The 17,030-nt window shown below is 71.9% G+C and carries 14 protein-coding genes and 1 tRNA gene; 2 read left to right on the forward strand and 13 right to left on the reverse strand.

Annotation, left to right across the window (positions count from 1 at the left end; translation table 11 throughout):
* Positions 1-4: 4 nt before the first annotated feature.
* From ACYU96_RS11820 to ACYU96_RS11850, 7 genes are all read right to left on the reverse strand, one after another.
* A complete protein-coding gene (locus ACYU96_RS11820) occupies positions 5-670 on the reverse strand; it encodes a pyroglutamyl-peptidase I (protein ID WP_460753381.1) in 666 nt (221 codons plus the stop codon).
* Positions 667-1,332 (reverse strand): dephospho-CoA kinase, encoded by a 666-nt coding sequence (coaE, locus tag ACYU96_RS11825; protein ID WP_460753384.1) that lies wholly within the window; start codon positions 1,330-1,332, stop codon positions 667-669. Before coaE ends, ACYU96_RS11820 begins: the two co-directional genes overlap by 4 nt.
* Before the next feature lie 102 nt (positions 1,333-1,434).
* On the reverse strand, positions 1,435-2,928 hold the full coding sequence (rpsA, locus tag ACYU96_RS11830) for a 30S ribosomal protein S1 (protein ID WP_460753387.1): 1,494 nt from the start codon (positions 2,926-2,928) through the stop codon (positions 1,435-1,437).
* Positions 2,929-3,098: 170 nt separating this feature from the next.
* The gene (locus ACYU96_RS11835; protein WP_460754593.1) at positions 3,099-4,874 is read right to left on the reverse strand and encodes a dipeptide ABC transporter ATP-binding protein; all 1,776 of its coding nucleotides are present in this window, start codon (positions 4,872-4,874) and stop codon (positions 3,099-3,101) included.
* 17 nt (positions 4,875-4,891) lie between these two features.
* On the reverse strand, positions 4,892-5,797 hold the full coding sequence (locus ACYU96_RS11840) for an ABC transporter permease (RefSeq protein ID WP_460754596.1): 906 nt from the start codon (positions 5,795-5,797) through the stop codon (positions 4,892-4,894).
* Between the two features lie 68 nt (positions 5,798-5,865).
* Positions 5,866-6,873, reverse strand: coding sequence for an ABC transporter permease (locus ACYU96_RS11845; protein ID WP_460753390.1), 1,008 nt, complete (start codon positions 6,871-6,873; stop codon positions 5,866-5,868).
* A gap of 115 nt (positions 6,874-6,988) precedes the next feature.
* Positions 6,989-8,632, reverse strand: coding sequence for an ABC transporter substrate-binding protein (locus ACYU96_RS11850; protein WP_460753392.1), 1,644 nt, complete (start codon positions 8,630-8,632; stop codon positions 6,989-6,991).
* Between the two features lie 206 nt (positions 8,633-8,838).
* On the opposite strand from ACYU96_RS11850, the gene ACYU96_RS11855 reads away from it, so the two are divergent.
* Positions 8,839-9,690 carry a class I SAM-dependent methyltransferase gene (locus ACYU96_RS11855; protein WP_460753395.1) on the forward strand — a complete coding sequence of 284 codons (852 nt, stop codon included), beginning with the start codon at positions 8,839-8,841 and terminating at the stop codon, positions 9,688-9,690.
* Positions 9,691-9,701: 11 nt separating this feature from the next.
* Here ACYU96_RS11855 and polA read toward each other — a convergent pair whose 3' ends face one another.
* Positions 9,702-12,437 carry a DNA polymerase I gene (polA, locus tag ACYU96_RS11860; protein WP_460753398.1) on the reverse strand — a complete coding sequence of 912 codons (2,736 nt, stop codon included), beginning with the start codon at positions 12,435-12,437 and terminating at the stop codon, positions 9,702-9,704.
* Between polA and ACYU96_RS11865 the strand changes: the two genes are divergently transcribed.
* Positions 12,436-12,882, forward strand: a complete 447-nt coding sequence (locus ACYU96_RS11865) for a hotdog fold thioesterase (RefSeq protein ID WP_460753400.1) — start codon at positions 12,436-12,438, stop codon at positions 12,880-12,882. The two genes, polA and ACYU96_RS11865, sit on opposite strands and share 2 nt — an antisense overlap.
* Before the next feature lie 69 nt (positions 12,883-12,951).
* On the opposite strand, the gene ACYU96_RS11870 is transcribed toward ACYU96_RS11865, so the two are convergent.
* The 5 genes from ACYU96_RS11870 to ACYU96_RS11890 all read right to left on the reverse strand — a co-directional run bounded on the left by ACYU96_RS11870 (position 12,952) and on the right by ACYU96_RS11890 (position 16,921).
* On the reverse strand, positions 12,952-13,611 hold the full coding sequence (locus ACYU96_RS11870; protein ID WP_460753403.1) for a GNAT family N-acetyltransferase: 660 nt from the start codon (positions 13,609-13,611) through the stop codon (positions 12,952-12,954).
* A 155-nt stretch (positions 13,612-13,766) separates the two neighbouring features.
* Positions 13,767-14,384 (reverse strand): ANTAR domain-containing response regulator, encoded by a 618-nt coding sequence (locus ACYU96_RS11875; protein ID WP_460754599.1) that lies wholly within the window; start codon positions 14,382-14,384, stop codon positions 13,767-13,769.
* 210 nt (positions 14,385-14,594) lie between these two features.
* Positions 14,595-14,676 (reverse strand) — tRNA-Leu (locus ACYU96_RS11880).
* A 209-nt stretch (positions 14,677-14,885) separates the two neighbouring features.
* Positions 14,886-15,815 (reverse strand): carbohydrate ABC transporter permease, encoded by a 930-nt coding sequence (locus ACYU96_RS11885; protein ID WP_460753405.1) that lies wholly within the window; start codon positions 15,813-15,815, stop codon positions 14,886-14,888.
* Positions 15,812-16,921, reverse strand: a complete 1,110-nt coding sequence (locus tag ACYU96_RS11890) for a carbohydrate ABC transporter permease (RefSeq protein WP_460753407.1) — start codon at positions 16,919-16,921, stop codon at positions 15,812-15,814. Before ACYU96_RS11890 ends, ACYU96_RS11885 begins: the two co-directional genes overlap by 4 nt.
* Positions 16,922-17,030: the final 109 nt, after the last annotated feature.

Consider the following 17,030-nt stretch of genomic DNA (forward strand, 5'->3'; position numbering starts at 1 on the left):
CGGGTCAGCTGTCCGCGCCGGCCGCCAGCGCCGGTTCCGGGACCTCGCCGCGGCGCACCGCCAGGGACGTCGCCAGGACGATCCGCAGCGCCTCGGACAGCACCTCCAGCGGGAGCCCGGGGTCGCCGTCGGCCTCCTCCTCCGCCGTGCGGGGGACGTGCACGAACCCCGTGACGTCGTCGGCGGCGGACGCCTCGCGCAGCGCGTAGAAGAGGGCGTTGCACACGAACGTCCCGGCGGTGTTGGAGACGACGGCCGGGATCCCGGCAGCGCGCAGCGCGGCGAGCGCGCCCTTCACGGGCAGCCCGGTGAAGTGGGCGTCGGGCCCGGCACCGGACAGCGGCTCGTCCGCCGGGGCGTAACCGGCGTTGTCGGCGATGCGCGCGTCGGCCACGTTGATCGCCACGCGCTCCAGCCGCACGCGGTCGGTCTGCGCGGCCAGCCCGACGCCGAGGACGACGTCGTACGGCGCGCCCTGCGCCTCCGCCGCCCGCACGGCCGCCCGCACAGGTGCGAACGCGCCGCCGAACGTGACCGGCAGGAGCAGGGTGTCGAGCGCCGCGCCGTCGGCCGCGGCGTCCCAGGTCTCGGCGAGCCGGGCGACCGCCTCGGCCGACGCGTTGACCCGGTCGCCCCCGAACGGCTCGAACGCCGTGACGAGCGCCCTCATGCGCCCGCCGGCCGGCTGTCGTGCAGGGCGACGTCGTCGGCCTCCGCGTCCGCCTCCTGCGCGACCTCCCGCTGCGCCCGCTCCCACAGCTCGTCGACCTGGGCGTGCAGGTTCTCCTCGGTCCCGGTGCCGTCGAGCACGACGTCGGCCACGGCGAGCCGGTCCTCGTCGCTCGACTGCGCACCGATCCGCCCGCGCGCCTCCGTGGCGTCCATGCCCCGCCCGTCCACGAGCCGCGCCAGACGCTGCTCCGCGGGCGCGTGCACCACGACCACGAGGTGGAAGGCCCCGGCCTGGCCGGTCTCGACCAGCAGCGGGATGTCGTGCACGACGACGGCCCGGGCGTCCCGCGCCGCGGCCTCCGCCTCGTGCTCTGCCGACAGGCGGCGCACCTCGGGGTGCACGATCGCGTTCAGCCGCTCCCGGGCGTCGTCGTCGGCGAAGACGATGCCGCCGAGCACGCCGCGGTCCAGGCCGCCGTCGGCGCCGATCACCTCCGGGCCGAACGCCTCCGCGATCTCCTCGAGCCCGACGGACCCGGGGGCCACGGCGGTGCGCGCGAGCCGGTCGTGGTCGACCAGGACGGCGCCGCGCTCGGCGAGACGACGTGCGGCAACGGACTTGCCTGCGGCGATGCCACCGGTGAGGCCGATACGGAACATGCCCCTATCCTGCCTCACGACCCGGGGGCCGCGCCTCCCCCAGCGTGCCCGGGGACGCGAAAAGGCCCGGGCGCCGTGCGCCCGGGCCCTCTCGCTACCGGATCAGTTGCCGGTCAGCTTCTCGCGGAGCGCGGCGAGCGCCTCGTCCGAAGCCAGCGTGCCGGCACCCTCTTCCTCGACCGGGGCCGAGGAGTAGGAGGACGACGCCGCCGGAGCCGACGAGGAGGACGACGCCGCGGCGACCGGGGCCTCGGCCGGGGTGTCGTTGTCCGCGGAGAGCGCCTCGGCGACCTGCTTGCGGTGCGACTCCCAGCGGGCGTGCGCCTTGGCGTACTCCGCCTCCCAGGCCTCGCGCTGCGTCTCGAAGCCCTCGAGCCACTCGTTGGTCTCCGGGTCGAAGCCCTCGGGGTACTTGTAGTTCCCCTGGTCGTCGTACTCGGCGGCCATGCCGTAGAGCGCGGGGTCGAAGTCCTCGGACTCCGGGTCCACGCCCTCGTTGGCCTGCTTGAGCGACAGCGAGATGCGGCGGCGCTCCAGGTCGATGTCGATGACCTTGACGAACACCTCGGCACCGACCGACACGACCTGCTCGGCGAGCTCCACGTGGCGCACGGCCAGCTCGGAGATGTGCACGAGGCCCTCGATGCCGTCCTCGACGCGCACGAACGCACCGAACGGGACGATCTTGGTGACCTTGCCGGGCACGACCTGGCCGATGGCGTGGGTGCGCGCGAAGGTCTGCCACGGGTCCTCCTGCGTCGCCTTCAGCGACAGGGAGACACGCTCGCGGTCGAAGTCGACGTCGAGCACCTCGACCGTGACCTCCTGGCCGACCTCGACGACCTCGGACGGGTGGTCGATGTGCTTCCAGGAGAGCTCGGAGACGTGCACGAGGCCGTCCACGCCGCCCAGGTCGACGAAGGCACCGAAGTTGACGATCGAGGAGACCGTACCGGGGCGGACCTGGCCCTTCTGCAGGGTCTGCAGGAAGGTGGAGCGCACCTCGGACTGGGTCTGCTCGAGCCAGGCACGGCGCGACAGGACCACGTTGTTGCGGTTCTTGTCGAGCTCGATGATCTTGGCCTCGATCTCCTTGCCGACGTACGGCTGGAGGTCGCGGACACGACGCATCTCCACGAGGGAGGCCGGCAGGAAGCCGCGGAGGCCGATGTCGAGGATGAGGCCGCCCTTGACGACCTCGATGACGGTGCCGGTGACGACGCCGTCCTCCTCCTTGATCTTCTCGATCGTGCCCCAGGCGCGCTCGTACTGGGCGCGCTTCTTGGACAGGATCAGGCGGCCTTCCTTGTCCTCCTTCTGGAGGACGAGGGCCTCGACGTCGTCACCCACGGCGACGACCTCGCCGGGATCGACGTCGTGCTTGATCGAGAGCTCCCGGGACGGGATGACACCCTCGGTCTTGTAACCGATGTCGAGGAGGACCTCGTCACGGTCCACCTTGACGATCGTGCCTTCGACGATGTCACCATCGTTGAAGTACTTGATGGTGGCGTCGATGGCAGCGAGGAAGTCCTCCTCGGTGCCGATGTCGTTGACGGCGACCTGAGGTGCGGACTTCGTGGTGGAGATGGTCATTGAGTTCGATGCTCCGATGCGGACATGGCGTAGTACGGACAGGGTCAGATGGTGGTGGGCGGCGCTCACGAGTGGACGCACGGCACCGCCGATCATCCTAGTCGCGCCGCGCCGGGCAGGTCAACGCGAGGACGGCCGCCACGGCACGGCGGCGGCGTGGCGGCCGGCGCTCAGAGCGCGAGCTCCAGATCCTTGCCCGGGATCGCGTCGAGCAGGGTACGGGTGTACTCCGTGCGCGGCGAGTCGAACACCTCGTCGACGGTGCCCTCCTCGACCAGCCTCCCGCTCTCCATCACGAGCACGCGGTCCGCGATCTGCCGCACCACGGCCAGGTCGTGCGTGATGAACAGGTAGGTCAGCCCCAGGTCCTCCTGCAGCCCGGCGAGCAGCCGCAGGATCTGCGCCTGCACGACGACGTCGAGCGCGGAGACCGCCTCGTCGCACACCACCAGCTCGGGCTTGAGCGCCAGGGCCCGTGCGATGGCCACGCGCTGGCGCTGGCCGCCCGACAGCTCTGACGGGAACCGCCGCAGCAGCCCCTTGCCCAGGGCCACCTGCTCGGCGAGCTCCTCGACGCGCGCCCGGCGCGCTGCCTGGTCGCCGAAACCGTGCGCCCGCAGCGGCTCCTCGATGGCCCGGTACACGGAGTACATCGGGTCGAGCGACGAGTACGGGTCCTGGAACACCGGCTGGACGCGGCGCCGGTAGGCGATCCGCTCCGCCTGCGTCCGCCCTCCGGCGGGCCGCCCGTCGAACTCGACCGTGCCCGCCGTCGGGGTCTCGATGTCGAGGATCATCCGCGCCAGGGTGGACTTGCCCGAGCCGGACTCCCCCACCACGGCGACGGTCGAGCCCCGCGGGACGTCCAGGTCCACGCCGTCCACGGCGGTGAAGTCCTTGCTGCGTCCCAGCAGGCCCTGACCGCGGATCTGGAACACCTTCGTGGCGCCGCGCACGCTCACGAGCGGCCCCTGCGCACCGGTCGCGGCTCCGTCCACGGAGCCTTCCTCGTGCGCCAGCAGCGCCTCCTCCAGGACGTCGTCCCGGCCGCGCTCGCGCGCCATCTCGATGCGCCGCGAGGCCAGCGACGGCGCCGACGCCATGAGCCGGCGGGTGTACTCGTGCCGCGGGTTCATCAGGACGTCGCGCGCCGCCCCCTGCTCCACGATCTCGCCGCGGTACATGACCACGACCTTGTCCGCGCGCTCGGCGGCCAGGCCGAGGTCGTGCGTGATGAGCAGCACGGCGGTACCGAGCTCGTGGGTGAGGTCGGACAGCTGGTCGAGGATGCCCCGCTGCACGGTGACGTCGAGGGCCGACGTCGGCTCGTCCGCGACGAGCAGCGCAGGACGGCCCGACAGCCCCATCGCGATGAGCGCACGCTGCCGCATGCCGCCCGAGAACTCGTGCGGGTACTGCGAGGCGCGGCGTGCGGCGTCGGGCAGCCCCACCTCGTCGAGCAGCTCGACGGTGCGGGCGCGCGCGTCGCGGCGCGTCCGCAGCCCGTTGTCGATCAGGCCCGTGTCGATCTGGCGCCCGATGCGCATCACCGGGTCGAGGTTCGTCATCGGGTCCTGCGGGACGAGCCCGAGCTCGGTGCCCCGCAGGCGCGCCATGCGCTGGGTGCTCACCCGGCCGAGGTCCTCGCCGCGGAACCAGATGTGCCCCTCGGCCACCGAACCGTTGCTCGCGAGCAGCCCGAGGACCGCCATCGCGAGCGTCGTCTTGCCGGAACCGGACTCTCCGACGACGGCGACCGTCTCGCCCCGCCGGATGGTGAGGTTCGCGCCACGCACGGCGCGCGCCGCGCCGCCCTCGGTCCGGAAGTCGACGGCCAGGTCCTCGACGCGCAGCACGACGTCGTCCGGGGCGGGGTCCGCCGGGCCCGTGGCCGTCGTGCCGGTGTCCGTGAGGTCGGTGACGTCCTTGCCGGTGCTCGTGCTCATCGTGGTCTTCTCGTCGCTCATCGCCGGGTCCTGTTCCGCGGGTCGAGGGCCTCGCGCAGGCTCTCGCCCACGAGGGTGAAGCCGAGGGCGGTGATCGCGATGCAGAGGCCGGGCAGGATCGCCAGGCGCGGCGCGACCGCGAGCTCCTGCTGGGCCGCCGTCAGCATGCGGCCCCACTCGGCCGTCGACGGCTCGCCGCCGCCGAGGCCCAGGAAGGACAGCGCCGCGGCCTCGATGACCGCCGTCGCCAGCGTCAGCGTGGCCTGCACGATGACGGGTCCGACGGAGTTCGGCAGCACGTGGCTCATCGTCACCGACCGCCGGGTCAGGCCGAGCGCGGAGGCCGCCAGCACGTAGTCCTGCCCGCGCTGGGCGAGCATCGAGCCGCGCAGCAGCCGGGCGAAGATCGGTACCTGGACCACCCCGATGGCGACGATCACCGACATCTGCGACTGGCCCGCGATCGCGGCGATCGACACGGCGAGCAGCAGCGACGGGACGGACAGCATGAGGTCGACGAGGCGCATCGCGGCGAAGTCGACCCAGCCGCCGAACCAGCCGGCGAGCAGGCCGATCAGCATGCCGCCGGTCAGGCCGAAGAGCGTCGCGACGACGCCGACCAGCAGCGACGCCCGCGCACCCCAGATCAGCTTGGACAGCTCGTCGCCGCCGTAACGGTCGAGCCCGAGCAGGTACTCGGAGGACGGGCCGGGGATGAGCGTCGGGCGCACCTCGGTGCGCCCCGGCAGCTCGTGGGGCCCGTACGGCGCGAGGAACGGCGCGAAGACCGCCACGAGCACGAACAGCGCCACGATGGCGAAGCCCGCGATCGCGACCGGGTTCCGGCGCAGCGTGCGCCACGCACGCGTCCACACGCCCTCGCCGGAGTGGTCGGCACCGCCGGTGCCGCCGTCCCCGTGGATGGACTCCGGCTCGTGCAGGGGCGCGCTCGCCGCGCCGTCCCCGGAGGTGGGGGGAAGCTCGTTGGCACTCACTGCTGCCTCCTCAGACGCGGGTCGATCAGTCCGTAGGACACATCGACCACCAGGTTCACCAGGGCGTACGTCACGGCGATGAGCAGCACGAAGCCCTGCAGCACCGGGTAGTCGGCGTTGAACACCGCCTCGGCCAGGAAGCTGCCGATGCCGCTGAACGCGAAGACGGTCTCCGTCAGCACCGCACCCGACAGCAGCAGCCCGACCTGGAGGCCGATGGTGGTCAGCACCGGCAGCATCGCGTTGCGCAGGATGTGCTCCCCGCGCAGGCGCGAGGGCCTGATGCCCTTGGCCCGGGCCGTGCGGACGTAGTCCGCGTTCTGCACCTCGGACACCGCGGCGCGAGTCATGCGCGCGATGATCGCCAGCGGGATCGTGCCGAGCGCGACACCCGGCAGGATCAGGTGCACCAGCGCGTCCCAGGCGGCGTCCCACTCGGCGGTGAGGATCCCGTCCAGGACGTAGAAGTTCGTGGGGTGCGTCGCCTCCATCGTCGGGGTCATCCGGCCGCTCGTGGGGAACCACCCCAGCTCGACGGCGAAGAGGTACTTGAGGATGAAGGCGAGGAAGAACACCGGCACCGTCACGCCGATCAGCGAGACGACCACGGCGGAGTGGTCGACGAACGAGCCGGCCTTGCGCGCCGCCAGGTAGCCCAGCGGGATGCCGACCCCGATCGCGAAGACGAGCGCGACCGTCGTCAGCTCGATGGTGGCGGGAAAGCGGTTGAGGAACTCCTCCAGCACCGGGCGGCCGCTGCGCAGCGAGGTGCCGAAGTCACCCTGCAGCAGGCGCAGCAGGTACTTGCCGTACTGGACGATCAAGGGCTGGTCGAGCCCCATCTCGGCCTCGATCCGCGCCGCCGCCTCCGGGGTGTAGCGCTCGCCGAGCATGGCCGTGACAGGCCCGCCCGGCAGTGCCCGCACCCAGGCGAACAGCAGCACCGAGAGCCCCAGGAGGAGCGGTATCAGGAGCAGCAGCCGCTGCCCGACGAGTCTGAGCATGTGTCAGTGGTCCTTCGGTCTTGTTCCGTGGCACATGGATGCCCGTGTCCGACGGCGATCGGCCGCGGACACGGGCATCGATGTTACGGCCTCGGCGAGGCTGCCAAGGTCACGCTCACTCGAACGTGATGCTGTTGTACACCTCGTCCTGCACCGGCGAGATCGGGTAGCCGACGACCTCCGGGGCCACGACGAGCGTGGGCACCGGGCTCGCGATCGGCAGGCCCGGCAGCGCGTCCATCACGACCTCGTTCGCCTGCTTGTAGGCGTCCTCCTGCTCCTCCAGCGGCGCGTTGCGCGCGTCGCTGATCGCGTCGAACACCTCCTGGTCGTCGAAGCCCCACTCGAGGGACTCCGAGCCGAAGAACGTCCCGATGAAGTTGTAGGTGTCGTTGTAGTCACCGGTCCAGCCCAACAGGTGCAGCCCGTGCTTCTTGCCGCCCTGGATCGTGTCGATGTACGTGGGGCTCCACGGCTCCGCCGTCGCCGTGACGGTGATGCCGACCTCCTCGAGGTCCGCGGAGATGGCCTCGAAGATCGCCGCGGGGTCCGGCATGTACGGGCGCGACACCTCGGTCGGGTAGTTGAACTCGATCTCGAGGTCCTCCGCGCCGGCCTCGGCGAGGAGGTCCTTCGCGAGGTCCGGGTCGTAGTCGTAGGTGGTCACGTCGTCGGAGTAGCCCATCACCGTGGACGGGATGAACTGCGTCGCCACCTCGGTGCCCTCGGGCAGCGTGGCCTCCGTCATGCCCTCGCGGTCGATCGCGTGGGCGATCGCCTCGCGCACCTTCGGGTCGTCCAGCGGCTTCTGCTGCTGGTTCATGCCGAGGTACAGGATGTTGAACGCGGGACGGTCGAGCAGCGTGAAGCCGGCCTCGCCGAGCGCGCCGATGTCGGCCGGGGCGACCAGGTCGTACCCGTCGATGTCGCCGGCCTCGAGCGCCTGGCGGCGCGCGGTGCCGTCCGCGATCGTGGTGAAGATGATCCGCTTCACGTCCGCGATCTCGTCGCGGTAGTCCTCGTTGGCCTCGAGCGTGACGCTCTCGCCCGACTTCCACTCCACGAACTTGTACGGGCCGGTGCCGACCGGGTGCTCCTTGCCGTACTCGGTCAGCTGCGGCGCGTCCTCGGTGCCCTGGACGTCGTCGGCGCCGTACTCCTCGACCGCCGTCGGCGACTGCATCGACAGCGACGGGAGGGACAGCGCGGCGATCAGCTCGGGGACGGGCGTGTTGAGCGTGACGACGGCCGTGGCCGGGTCGCTCGCCTCGCACGCGTCGTACTTGCTGTCCTCGCCGGTGCCGCCGAACACCGCCTTGTAGTAGTACGACAGGTTCTCGCTCGCGGCGAGGCCGGTCCAGCCGTGCCAGCGGTCGAAGTTCGCGCACACGGCCTCGGCGTCGAAGTCGGTCCCGTCGTGGAACGTGACCCCCTCGACGAGGTGGAAGGTGTACTCCAGACCGTCGTCGCTCACGTCCCAGCTCTCCGCGAGCAGCGGCTGCGGCTCGGCGGTGCCGGGCTCGACACCGACCAGGCCCTCGAAGATCTGGCGTGCGACCCGGAACGTCTCGCCGTCGCTGGCGAACGCGGGGTCGAGCGAGGACGGCTCGGCCGACGCGCCGAACACGAACGTGTCCTTCTCGCTGTCACCGGAACCCTCTTCGCCCCGCTCGCTCGCGACGCAACCGGACAGCGCGACGGCGGCGGCTGCCGCGAGCGCGACAGGCGCGCCCAGCCGGCGCATAGAACCCAGACGCATGGCGTCTCCTTCCATCGGACGCGGCGAGCAGGTTGCGCACGCCGCTGCGTGGTGTGCGCCTGAGCCTAGGTTCCTCCGAGTTGCGCCAGTGTTTCGCCGTGTGTCCGCTGTCCACATCGTGATCGATTCGTGACTCGTCGCGTCGTGCTATGGGAACCCCCGCTCCCCGCGGGCCCAACCGCCGGAGCGGCGGGCCGCGGGGCAGAATGACCCCCGTGCACCACCACGGATTCCGCGACGTCCCCGACTCCGAGGGCGGGGCCGCCTCGCGAGGTTGGTGGGACGCGAACGCGGGCGAGTACCTCGACGACCATGACGCCTTCCTGGCGGACGAGCTCCGCTGGGGACCCGAGGGCCTCACCGAGTCCGAGGCCGGTCTGCTCGGCGACGTCGCCGGCCGGGACGTCCTGGAGATCGGGTCGGGCGGCGCGCAGTGCTCCCGCTGGCTCGCCGGGCGCGGCGCCCGGGCCGTGGCGACGGACGTCTCGTGGGAGATGCTGCACGAGGGCAGGTCGCGCACGCGGGCGGGCGGCGTCCCGAGGCTCGGCGACGGTGGCCGCGGCCGGGCACCGGGCCGGGGTGACGACCCCGAGGTCCCCCTGGTCCAGGCCGACGCCCGGGCGCTGCCGTTCCCGGACGCGGCCTTCGACGTCGCCCTCACCTCGTTCGGGGCGATCCCGTTCGTGCCCGACGCCTGCCGCGTGCACGCCGAGGCCGCCCGTGTCCTGCGACCGGGCGGGCGCTGGGTCTTCTCCGTGACGCACCCGCTGCGCTGGGCGTTCCCCGACGACCCGACGGTGCAGGGCCTCACGGCGACGCGTTCCTACTTCGACCGCCGCCCGTACGTCGAGACGGACGGGGCCGGCCGCGTCGACTACGCCGAGTACCACCGCACGGTGGGTGACCACGTGCGCGACGTCGTCCGCGCCGGCCTGCGCCTCGTCGACCTGGTCGAGCCGGAGTGGCCCGCCTGGAACACCGAGGTCTGGGGCGGCTGGGGCCCGGAACGCGGACACTACCTGCCGGGCACGGCGGTCTTCGTGACGCGGAAGGACTGAGGCACCGCGCGTCAGTGCGCGGCGTCGTGCCAGCTCTGACCGGTGCCGACCGAGACCTCCAGGGGGACGTCCAGCTCGAAGGCCGCGCCCATCTGCGCGCGCAGCAGCGCCTCCGTCACCTCGCGCTCGCCATGGGCGACCTCGACCACCAGCTCGTCGTGCACCTGCAGCAGCACGCGGGACCGCAGGCCCTGGGCGTCGATCTCGCGCCCCACGCCCAGCATGGCGAGCTTGATGATGTCGGCCGCGGACCCCTGGATCGGCGCGTTGAGCGCCATCCGCTCCGCCATCTGGCGGCGCTGCCGGTTGTCGCTCGTGAGGTCCGGCAGGTAGCGGCGCCTGCCGAGCACGGTGGCGGTCCACCCGGTGGCCCGAGCCTCCTCGACGACCCCGGTCAGGTAGTCCCGCACGCCGCCGAACCGTTCGAAGTAGTCGTCCATGAGGCTCTGCGCCTCGCCCGTGGAGATCCCGAGCTGCTGGGACAGCCCGAACGCGCTCAGCCCGTACGCGAGGCCGTAGCTCATCGCCTTGACCTTGGCCCGCATCTCCGCCGTGACGTCCTCGGGCGCCACCTGGAAGACGCGCGAGCCGACGTAGCGGTGCAGGTCCTCCCCGGACCGGAAGGCGGTGATCAGGCCCTCGTCGCCCGACAGGTGCGCCATGATCCGCATCTCGATCTGGCTGTAGTCGGCCGTCAGCAGCGTCTCGTAGCCCTCCCCGACGACGAACGCGCGCCGGATGCGCCGGCCCGCCTCCGTCCGCACGGGGATGTTCTGCAGGTTCGGGTCGACCGAGCTGAGGCGCCCCGTGGCGGCGATGGTCTGCTGGAACGTGGTGTGGATCCGCCCGTCCGGCGCGACCGTCTTGAGCAGGCCCTCGACCGTGGTGCGCAGGCGCGTGACGTCGCGGTGGGTGAGCAGGTGCTCCAGGAACGGGTGCTGCGTCTTGACGAACAGGTCCTGCAGGGCCGCCGCGTCGGTGGTCCAGCCGGTCTTGATCTTCTTCGTCTTCGGCATCGCCAGCTGGTCGAACAGCACCTCCTGCAGCTGCTTCGGGCTGCCGAGGTTCACCTCCCGCCCGATCACGTCGAAGGCGGCGGCCGCGGCGTCGGCCACGCCGGCGGCGAAGTGCTTCTCCAGGTCCGTCAGGTACGCCTCGTCGGCCGCGATGCCGGCGCGCTCCATGGGTCCCAGCACCCGCGACAGGGGCAGCTCGACGTCGGTCAGCAGGTGCGTCGCGCCGCGATCGGCCAGCTCACCCCCGAGCACCTCCGCGAGGTCGCCGACGGCCGCGGCGCGAGCGCACTCCACCGCTCCGGCCGTCCCGCCCTCGAGGTCGAGTTCGAGCGCACCCTGGGCGGCCGGCGCGGCCTCGCTGAGACGGCGGCCCAGGTGCCGCTCGGCGAGGTCGCCGAGGTCATAGCCGCGCTGGTCCGGATGGCACAGGTAGGCGGCGAGCTCGGTGTCGAAGTCGACACCGCGCAGGTCCCAACCCCGGCCCGCGAGGGCGTGCCAGGCGGCCTTCGCCCCGTGCACCACCTTCGGTGCCGCCTCGTCGGCGAGCCAGGCCGCGAGCGCCGCGTCGTCCTCGGACCCGAGCTCGGTGGTGTCGTAGACGACGGCGTGCCCGTCCACGGCGAGGGCCACCTTCCACGCGTCCCCGCCCGCGGGCGACGTCGTGCCCGAGACGTCGATGCCGAGCCGGCCGGTGCGGGCGGCGAGCCAGGCGGCGAGACCGCCGGGGGCGACGTCGTCGACCTCGACCTCGACGACGACGGCGGCGGCCTCCGCCTCGTCCGGCTCCGCGGCCGGGTCGACGGCGAGGATGCGGTCACGCATCTGGCCGAACTGCAGGGCGTCGGAGACGCGGTGGACGGCCTCGCGGTCGAAGGCGGCCAGGGCGAGGTCGTCGAGGCCTGCCTCGAGGGTGACGTCGGTGAGGAGCGCGTTGAGCTCGCGGTTGGTGCGCACCTGCTCGAGGTGGTCGCGGAGCTTCTCCCCCGCCTTGCCCTTGACCTCGCCGGCGCGGGCGAGCAGCTCGTCGAGGCCGCCGAACGAGGTGACCCACTTGGCGGCCGTCTTGGGGCCGACGCCGGGGATACCCGGCAGGTTGTCGCTCTTCTCCCCGACGAGCGCCGCGAGGTCCGGGTACCGCCGAGGCGGCACGCCGTACTTCTCCTCGACCGCGCCGGGCGTCATGCGGGTCAGCTCGGAGACGCCCTTGACCGGGTAGAGCACGGTGACCCGCTCGTCCACGAGCTGGAGGGCGTCGCGGTCGCCGGAGCAGACGAGCACGTCCATGCCGGCAGCGGACGCCTGGCCGGCGAGGGTGGCGAGGATGTCGTCCGCCTCGATGCCCTCGGCGGACAGGTAACGCACGTGCAGGGCATCGAGCACCTCGTGGATGAGGGGGATCTGCGTGCGGAACTCGTCAGGGGTCTTGGCGCGGCCCGCCTTGTACTCGGGGTAACGCTCGGTGCGGAAGGTCACCCGGCCGGCGTCGAACGCGACGGCGACATGGGTGGGCTGCTCGTCCCGGAGCAGGTTGGTGAGCATGGAGGTGAAGCCGAACACCGCGTTCGTGACCTGCCCGGACGTGGTGGCGAGCGTGTCGGGCAGGGCGAAGAACGCCCGGTAGGCCATGGAGTGGCCGTCCACGAGCAGCAGCCGGGGGCGGGGCCCGGCGGAGGTCTGGGCAGGGAGGTCGGTTCGCGCTTCGGTCGTCACGGGTGCCAACCTATCCCTCATGACTGACACTCAGCCCGGCGGCGCCGTGAGCACCCCTCCCGCGGCTCTGGACCTGCGCACGATGTACCCGGACGCCCCTGAGGTGACGTTGATCGACAAGCTCGGCATCGTGTTCACGGAGATCTCCGCGGAGCGCACCGCGGGGCGCATGCCGGTCGAGGGCAACACGCAGCCCGCGGGCCTGCTGCACGGCGGGGCGTCGGCCGCGCTGGCGGAGACGCTGGGGTCCGTGGCGGCGCAGGTGCACGCGGGCGCGGACCGCCGGACGGTCGGGATCGACCTCAACGCGACGCACCACCGCGGTGCCCGCTCGGGCACGGTGACGGCCGTGGCCACGGCCATCCACCTGGGTCGCACCATGGCGGCCTACGAGGTCGTCGTCGAGGACGAGACGAACCGGCGCGTCTGCACGGCCCGCCTCACGTGCCTGATCCTGGACGGTTGAACGAGGGGGCGGTAGCGGGGCGGGGAGACCCGGCGGCGGCCGGGCGGCCCGGCCGCGAGGGCGGGCCTCTCAGCCCGCGATCCGCTCCGAGCGGGGCCGGTGGGCGGCACCCGGGAGCGCGCGGAGGTCCATCGGGCCCGTCCCCGTCGCGCGGGCACGGCGCCGGCTCGCGATCAGGTCCTCGAGGCCGGCCCTGACGGGGCCGCGGCGGCGCGGCCCCGCGTCCTTCGCCAGCGCGCTGTCGTGGGCGAGGCGGCGCAGCAGGGTCGTGGTGGGCACCACGCGGTGGCCGCAGGCCGGCTTGAAGCCGAGCCGGGCCAGGAAGCGCTGCACGCCGCGCGTGCCGGCCACCGGGGCGGCGTAGACCTCGTCGCAGTCGGTGTCGGCCGCGAGCACCGCGACCGCGCGCAGGAGGGCGTGGCCGACGCCACGACGCCGCGCGTCGGGCGCCACGAACACGGTGTCCAGGTAGAGCGCGGGCCGCAGGGCGAACAGGTGTGGGCCGACGACCCGGCCGAGCACGACGCCCACGATCTTCCCGGCCTGCTCCGCGACGAGCACCTGGCCCTCGACCGCCAGCAGCACGCTGAGCTGTTCCCGCAGCCGTTCCGTGTCACCGGCGGTGACCTGCGCCCCGGCGGGTGCCTCGTCCCGCCCGCGCACCGCGAGCTCTGCGACCGCCTCCAGGTCGGCGACGTCGGCCGACCGTACCTCGACTGTTTCTCGCACTGACGCCACCTCCGGGGTACTCACGCTCCCGCGGCACTGGATCTGCGCGGGCACCGGACGCTCTTGGACGATCGTCCGACTCAGCGCACGACACTATGCCCGGGAGCCCTCTGCCTCCAAGTCCCGAGGCCACGCCCCCGCTGCGGGGCGTCAGGTCAGGCGTTCCCGACCTGGTCGATGACGGCGTCCGCGACCTCGCGCATGGTGAGGCGCCGGTCCATCGACGTCTTCTGGATCCAGCGGAACGACTCCGGCTCCGTCAGCCCCATCTTCGTCATGAGCAGGCCCTTGGCGCGGTCGACGCGCTTGCGGGTCTCGAAGCGCTCCTTGAGGTCGGTGACCTCGGCCTCGAGCGCGCCGAGCTGCTGGTAGCGGGAGATGGCGATCTCCACGGACGGCAGCAGGTCGGCCGGGGTGAACGGCTTGACGACGTACGCCATCGCGCCCGCGTCACGCGCCCGCTCGACGAGCTCGGTCTGCGAGAACGCGGTCAGCAGGACCACGGGGGCGGCGTGCGCCTTGCCGATCTTCTCGGCCGCGGAGATGCCGTCGAGCTCGGGCATCTTGACGTCCATGACGACGACGTCCGGCTTGAGCTCCAGCGCCAGGTTCACCGCCGTCGCGCCGTCACCGGCCTCGCCGACGACGTCGAAGCCCGCCTCGCGCAGCGTCTCCACCACGTCCATGCGGATCAGCGCCTCGTCCTCGGCGACGACAGCACGCCGGGAGGTGCGCGCGGGTGCGGCTTCCTCGGCCTGGGCCTCCTCCGTCATGGGGGGAAGGTCCAGCTCCACCTTGGTGGTCTCGCCCTCGGTGGCCTCGGTCGTGGGGGTGGTCTCGTCGCTCACGCGTCACATCCTACTGTCCTGGTACCGCATCGGGCCTGCCGACCTGCGGCGCTGTGGGTTGTTCTTCATCACGTACGGAAGGCATGACGAGACGACATGGTCCACGAGCGTGAACACACCCCACCCACCGTCTCGTGCCCGCCGGGGGACTCGAACCCCCACCTCCGAAGAGACGCGGGTTTGAGCCGCGCGCGTCTGCCAGTTCCGCCAGGCGGGCCGGGCAGGGGTTACCTTACACGGCGAACCCCGCCACGGGCGGCTGCCGCTCACCGGGCTGCCGAGCCTCCGGCGCGGCGACGTGGACGGGCGGCGGCGGCCGGGAGCCAGGCACGGACGGGAGCCGCCCACCGGAAGACCCGGTGGACGGCTCCTGGCGCCGTCGGCGAGCGCTGCCGGCGCCCCGGAGGGTGCCGCGCCCGGCCGGGGTCAGCCCTTGACGGCGCCCTGCATGATGCCCGCGACGAGCTGGCGGCCGACGATCGCGAAGATGATCAGCAGCGGCAGCGTGACCAGGAAGACGCCGGCCATGATCAGCGAGTAGTCGTCGTGGTACCCCGCGGTGAGGTTCTGCACGGCGATGGGTAGCGTCGGATTCTGCGACCCGAGGACGATCGAGGGCCAGAAGAACATCGTCCACTGCATCACGAAGATGAACAGGCCCAGCATCGACGCGGCCGGCAGCGCGGCCGGCATCGCGATGCTCCAGAACGTGCGGATCATGGAGGCGCCGTCCACGCGGGCGGCCTCGATCAGCTCGAACGGCAGCGCCGACTCCAGGTACTGCGTCATCCAGAACACGCCGAACGCGGAGACCAGCGCCGGGACGATGACCGCCTGGATCTTGCCGATCCACGACAGCTCCGACATGAGGATGTACATCGGGATGACGCCGAGCTGGGTCGGCACCGCCATCGTCGCGATCACGAAGATGAGCAGCCCGTTCCGTCCGGGGTAGCGCAGCTTGGCGAACGAGAACCCGGCCAGCGTCGAGGTCAGCACCGTCGCGACCGACACCACCACCGCGATGATGACGGAGTTCGTCAGCGCGAGCCAGAAGTTGATCTGGCTCGAGGACATGACGTCCGCGAACCCGGCGAAGATGCTCGGGTCCGGCAGGAGCTGCGGGACGGCGCTCTGCGAGATCGACACCTGGTCGGACGAGCCCAGCAGCAGGGTGTAGTACAGCGGGAACGCCGAGATCACCAGCACGATCCCGAGCAGCGCGTACGTGACCCAGCCAGGCCGGCGCACCGCGGAGCCGGCCCCGTGGGCCTGCTGCATGCGTGCCCTCTTGCGGGCCGCGGCCTGCGCGGCGCCCTTGCCCGCGCTCTGCGCGGTGGCTGCGACGGAGCTCATGAGTCCCTCCGGTCGGTGGTCGTGGTGGTCTGCGTGCCGCGGTCGGTGCCGCCCGTGGTGCCGGCCCGCGCCGCGGCGCGGGCCTCCGAGCGCAGCTGCCGCGTCACGGACCGCCGCACGCGCGGGGTCTTCGTGCCCGAGGACGCGATCCGCTGGCTGAGCAGGAAGTTGACGAACCCGATCGCCAGGATCAGGACGAACAGCATCCAGGCCACGGCAGCCGCCCGGCCGAAGTCCCGCTGGTTGCCCCAGGCGACGTCGTACATGTACAGCACCGTGGTCATCCACTGCCGGTCCGCGCCTCCCAGGCCGCCGGTGTCGAAGAGCCGGGGCTCGTCGAAGATCTGCAGGCCACCGATGCTGGCGGTGATGACGACGAAGATGACCGTCGAGCGGATCTGCGGGACGGTGACGGAGAAGAACTGCCGCAACGGGCCCGCGCCGTCGATGGTCGCGGCCTCGTAGAGGTCGCGCGGTACAGCCTGCATCGCGGCCAGGAAGATCAGGGCGTTGTAGCCCGTCCAGCGATAGTTCACCATCGTCGCGATGGCGAAGTGGCTGGCCAGGCGGTCCTTGTGCCAGCCGATCGCCTCGATGCCGAAGGCACCCAGGATGTCGTTGATGAGACCGTACTGGTCGGCGAACAGACGCCCGAAGATCAGGGAGACGGCGATCGGCGCGACGACGTAGGGGATCAGGACCCCCATCCGCCAGAAGGTGGCGTTGCGGATGTTCTGGTCCAGGAGCGCCGCCAGCGTGATCGCGATGATCACCTGCGGCACCGCCGAGAGCAGGAAGATCGACAGCGTGTTGACCAGGGACTTCCAGAACGTCGGCTGGCCGAGGACGTCGGAGTAGTTCTGGAACCCGACGAACTCCCCCTGCCCACCGAGCAGGTTCCAGTCGTACACCGACACGACCGCCGTGTACCCGAGCGGGAAGAGCCCCGTCAGCGCGAAGAGGATGAAGAACGGGGAGATGTAGAGGTAGGGCGCGATCTTGACGTCCCAGCGGCCCAGAGTCTGGGAGAACCCCAGCTTGCGCGGCGTCCGGGGCGCCGGCGAGGTGGAGCCCGGTGCGGGCTCCGTCGTGGTGAGTGCGGCCATGTCGTCTTCCTGATCAGCTAGCTGCGCGTCGGGTGAGGGCAGGCACGTGGGTGTGCGTTGCGAGCCGGACGGTTGCCGCCACGTACGACGACGTGGCGGCAACCGTCCG

This window comes from Myceligenerans cantabricum, from assembly GCF_054777735.1.